Source organism: uncultured Dialister sp., from assembly GCF_900541605.1.
Classification (GTDB): Bacteria; Bacillota; Negativicutes; order Veillonellales; family Dialisteraceae; genus Dialister.
Map to the genome: position 1 here is coordinate 1 of NZ_UQKJ01000133.1, position 4,783 is coordinate 4,783.

General features: G+C 52.6%; 4 protein-coding genes. All 4 read right to left on the bottom strand.

What is annotated here, in order from left to right:
• Window positions 1–69: 69 nt before the first annotated feature.
• The 4 genes from QZR21_RS08030 to argF all read right to left on the bottom strand — a co-directional run bounded on the left by QZR21_RS08030 (window position 70) and on the right by argF (window position 4,540).
• Window positions 70–1,236, bottom strand: coding sequence for an acetylornithine/succinylornithine family transaminase (locus QZR21_RS08030; RefSeq protein WP_296974793.1), 1,167 nt, complete (start codon window positions 1,234–1,236; stop codon window positions 70–72).
• A 155-nt stretch (window positions 1,237–1,391) separates the two neighbouring features.
• Window positions 1,392–2,246: an acetylglutamate kinase gene (gene argB / locus QZR21_RS08035; RefSeq protein ID WP_296096541.1), complete on the bottom strand. Its 855-nt coding sequence runs from the start codon at window positions 2,244–2,246 to the stop codon at window positions 1,392–1,394.
• A gap of 290 nt (window positions 2,247–2,536) precedes the next feature.
• Entirely contained in the window at window positions 2,537–3,508 is a 972-nt protein-coding gene (gene argC / locus QZR21_RS08040; RefSeq protein ID WP_296974797.1) for an N-acetyl-gamma-glutamyl-phosphate reductase, read from the bottom strand.
• Window positions 3,509–3,529: 21 nt separating this feature from the next.
• Window positions 3,530–4,540, bottom strand: coding sequence for an ornithine carbamoyltransferase (gene argF, locus QZR21_RS08045; RefSeq protein WP_296096545.1), 1,011 nt, complete (start codon window positions 4,538–4,540; stop codon window positions 3,530–3,532).
• Window positions 4,541–4,783: the final 243 nt, after the last annotated feature.

Genomic DNA, 4,783 nt, shown 5'->3' on the forward strand with positions numbered 1-4,783 from the left:
GCTAGAAGCCCCGCACGAATGACTCTATCCGTAAGCTTCGCTCTAACAGCTCACCACAATAGGCAGTAATTATTCCGCCAGCACCTCTTTCATAATGGCCACGGCCTGTTTCAGGTCTTCCCAGGGAATATTGAGCGCCGGGAGGAGGCGGATTTTTTCCTTGGCCGTCAGCACCACTACCCCCTTTTCCAGAAGTCCGGGGACCAGGGTATTCACATCTTTTTCCGGTTCAATACCCCACATGAGGCCCATGCCGGCCACAGACTTTACTCCTTTGGCACCGGACAGCTGCTCTTTTATGTACTGCCCCTTCTCTTTGACATCCTGCAACAGGGCATCATCGATCCGGGAAAGAATGGACAGGGCGCCGGCACAGGCAATGGGGTTGCCGCCGAATGTGGAGCCATGGGTGCCGGGGGTGTAGACGCCGGCGGTTTTATGGTTGAAGAAGGTGGCGCCCAGGGGAAGGCCGCCGCCAATCCCTTTGGCCGTGGAAACGATGTCCGGTTCCACATCGTAATTCATGTAGCCATAGAGTTTTCCTGTTCTCCCATTGCCGGTCTGTACCTCATCCACGATGAGGAGAATATCATGCTCTTTGGCATATTTTCCGATGCCTTCGAAAAATTCTTTCGTCAGGGGATGGACGCCGCCTTCCCCCTGGATGGGTTCTACCATGACGGCACAGATGTGGGGATTTTCTTCACAGAGTTTTATAAAAGCAGGAAGATCGTTGGCCGGTGTATAGAGGAATCCTTCCGTGAAGGGATAGAAATCTTTATGAAAAATTTCCTGTCCCGTGGCGGCGAGGGTGGTAATGGTGCGTCCGTGGAATCCGTTGATGAGGGTGACGATGACGTTTCTGTCTTTATCATACTTATTGATGGAATATTTCCGGGCGCCTTTGATGGCGCATTCATTGGCTTCGGCACCGGAATTGGAAAAGAAGACCTTCTCCATACCGGTCTTGCGGCAGATCATCTCCGCCAGGTCTGCCATAGGTTTTGTGTAGAACAGGTTGGATACATGGTTCAGGGTGTGAAGCTGCTTCGTGACGGCTTCCATCCATTTTTCGTCGGCAATGCCGAAGATATCAACGCCTATACCGCTTCCCAGGTCGATGTAATCTTTTCCATTTTCATCGGTCAGGTGAGATCCTTTGCCTTTGACAAAACATACGGGATATCTGGAATAGGTATGGGCAATATAGGCTGCATCTTTTTCTTCTGTATTCATAGGTTGACTCCTTTAGAAAATCGGATGGCTGCGTGGGCTGTTGTGTTCAGAGCTTATGGGGAGAGTCATTCGTGCGGGGACTTCTGGCAGCTGGCAGCTCCATGGGAATGACTCTGCCCGCCAGAACCGTACACAAAAGCCCATTGCATTTTGCATTACTTCGTGAACATGGTTCCCAGTCCTTCATCGGTGAGAAGTTCGATGAGGATGGCGTGGGGGATTTCTCCGTTGATGATGAAAACTTTCTTTACTCCCTCTTTGATGGCATTGGTGCAGCAGTCAACCTTGGGAATCATGCCGCCGGCAATGGTGCCGTCCTTTTTCAGGGCCTCCGCATCGGTGAGGGTAATCTTTTTGATGAGGGAGTCCGGGTCGTCCTTGTCCTTGAGGACCCCGTTGATATTGCTCATGACCACCATGGATTCCGCATGGATGGCAGCAGCAATTTTGGCGGCTGCCGTGTCGGCATTGATGTTGTAAGGATTCCCGGCATTATCGATGCCGATGGAAGAGATGACAGGAATGAAACCGCCGTCCAGCAGGTCATCCAGTATTTTCTTGTTGATGCTGTCAATTTCTCCGACCTGCCCCAGTTTCTCATCCTTCTTGTGGACTTTGATGAGGCCTCCGTCGATACCGCATAGACCGACTGCCTTGCCGCCAAGGGCTGTGAGATTGGCGGCAAGGCTTTTATTGACTTTGCCTGCCAGCACCATCTGTACCACCTCCATGGTGGCGTCGTCGGTGACGCGAAGGCCCTTTTCAAAATGGGATTCTATGGAGAGCCGCTTCAGCATGGCGCTGATTTCAGGCCCGCCGCCATGGACGAGAATCACTTTCACCCCCACCAGGGACAGCAGGAGGATATCCTGCATTACTGATTTTTTCAGGGCAGGATCGGTCATGGCATTTCCGCCGTATTTGGCGACTACGTATTTACCTGTATATTCTTTGATGTAAGGTACGGCCTGTGTCAGTATTTCGGCCCGTACCGCATTGGATGCGTTCATAAATTACCTCCTGGATGAGTGTCTCAGATAAGGAGCAAGTTATTAGGCCAATCGGATGGAAGGAGCATAAGGGTGGTGGGTTGGCATCGCTTCGCTTGCCAACCGGGTTGTAGCTTCAACGTCGCTACGCTTGCTGAAGCGGGTGCATGAGGTGGGCCTGCCGCCTTCGGCGGCTATTCAACCTTATGCCCCCGGCGCGAAGCGCCTGCCACCCGGTGAACAAGCGTAGCGGTGTTCACCCACAACCTTTAGCCCCATTCATGCGATTGGGCCATCAGTCATTTGGCTAATCACAGCACCAGTCCCGTTTCTTCCGGGAAACCGAGCATGAGGTTCATGCACTGGATGGCGGCGCCGGAGGCGCCTTTGCCCAGGTTGTCAAAAGAGGAAATGACCAGGACCCGTTCATCGTTTCCTGCAACATAGAGGGTCATGCTGTCTTTTCCGGCGTTTTCATTGGCCGAAAGAAAGAGGCCATTCGTTTCATCAAGGGACAGGGGGCTCACATGGATAAGCTTTGCATTTTTATAGTGCTTTTCATAGATCATGTGGAAATCATCGGTGTCAATATCACCGGGAAGGCCACAGGGGAGCTGGAGGAAATGGGTGTGGAACCCGATGGTCACTTCCATGCCTTCGTAATAGTTATCTACGATCGGTGAAAAGAGAGGCTTTTCGCAGAGCTTGCAGACCTTCATGATTTCCGGCAGGTGCTTATGGTTCTGGGAAAGGCCGTATTGCCGTGGGGCGAGGAGGGCGGTGTCTCCGCCCTCTTCATACTGACCGATCATCTTCTTGCCGCCGCCGCTGTAACCGGTGAGGGAAAAGCAGTGGAGGGGGTAATTGATGGGAAGAATGCCGGCGTGGACGAGGGGGTACAGGATAGAAATGACGCCGCTGGCGTGGCAGCCGGGGACAGCCACTTTTTTTGCCGAGACGATGGCTTCCTTCTGCGATTCTGACAGTTCCGGGAATCCGTAGACCCAGTCATCCGCCGTGCGGTGGGCGGTGGAGGTATCAAGGATACGGATATCCGTATCCTTCACGGCTTCCACTATTTCTTTGGAAGCTGCATCGGGAAGGCAGAGGAACATGAGATCCGCTTTTTCAGCAAATTCATGGATAGTGGGAATATCTTTTCTCTTTTCCGCAGGAAGGGAAAGGAGCTCTATATCTGTGCGGGAGGAAAGACGGTCATGGAGACGAAGGCCGGTGGTACCGGATTCACCAACAATGAAAACTTTCGGCAGTGCTGTAGACATATGAGGTCTCTCCTTCCATTTTTAATCTAACCGATAGTCACCGAAGGTGGCTACCATGACGGCTTTGATGGTGGGAAGCCGGTTCGCTGCTTCCTGGAAGGCCAGGGAGAAGGGGGCTTCAAATACATCGTCCGTGACTTCGATGCCGTCAAGACCGAACCGTTCATAAATGTCTTTCCCCACCTTTGTTTCCGTATTGTGGAAAGAGGGGAGGCAGTGGCAGAAAACGGTATCCGGATTTCCGGTATTTCTGATCATATCCATGGTGATACGGTAGGGCAGGAAAAGCTTAATCCGTTCTCCCCATAATTCGTAGGGATCCCCCATGGTGACCCAGACGCCGGTATAGATGACATCCAGCCCTTTGACCCCTTCCACCGGGTCATCGGTGAATGTGAAGGTGGCACCGGTTTTCTCCGCAATCTTTTTGCATTTGGCGGTGAAATCATCTTCCGGGAAAAACTGCTTCGGCCCGATAATGCGGAATTCCATACCCGAAAGTGCGGCGCCCGCCATGAGGGCATGGGCCATATTGGACTGGCCATGTCCTACGTAGGCGAAGGAAAGCTGGTTTAAGGGCTTTTTGAAATGTTCTTTCAGAGTGAGGAAGTTGGCCAGGGTCTGGGTGGGATGGTCATAATCGGTGAGGCCGTTCCATACAGGCACGCCGGCTTTGGCGGAAAGCTCTTCCACTGCGCTCTGGGCAAATCCCCGGAATTCGATGGCATCAAACATGCTTCCAAGGACCCTTGCGGTGTCGGCGATGGATTCTTTTTTCCCTATCTGGCTCCCGGTGGGGCCCAGGTAGGTGGTAAAGGCGCCCTGGTCCCTGGCTGCCACTTCGAAGGCGCAGCGGGTACGGGTGGAATCTTTTTCGAAAATGAGGGCAAAATTCCTGCCTTCCAGGGTTTTGATTTCTTTTCCGGCTTTCTTGTCCTGTTTCAGCTTTTCGGCAAGATCCAGGTAATAGGCAAATTCTTCCGGTGTATAGTCGGTCATGGTGAGAAAGGAGTGGTTCAGTAAGCTTTTCATGGTGTACCTCGTAATGGTTATTCTATGGAATCCCCGCCCGGAAGGCGGGAAATAGGATTCAGACTATTGCGGTTTATCGAGCTGATGGGGTGCTGATGGATAGAGTCATTCGTGCGGGGCTTCTAGCTCCTAGCTTCTAGCTACTAGGAAAGCTCGACAGCCTGCGGCGCTTTCTTCAATTTCCATCGGCTAACCTCAGCCCTGTGGGCAGCTCCTTCCCAAGGAAGGAGCCTCGTGCAGAGT

Excerpts from the sequence above, each read along its gene's own strand:
- QZR21_RS08030 (WP_296974793.1), bottom strand. The coding sequence starts at position 1,236 with ATGAATACAGAAGAAAAAGATGCAGCCTATATTGCCCATACCTATTCC.
- argB (WP_296096541.1), bottom strand. The coding sequence starts at position 2,246 with ATGAACGCATCCAATGCGGTACGGGCCGAAATACTGACACAGGCCGTA.
- argC (WP_296974797.1), bottom strand. The coding sequence starts at position 3,508 with ATGTCTACAGCACTGCCGAAAGTTTTCATTGTTGGTGAATCCGGTACC.
- argF (WP_296096545.1), bottom strand. The coding sequence starts at position 4,540 with ATGAAAAGCTTACTGAACCACTCCTTTCTCACCATGACCGACTATACA.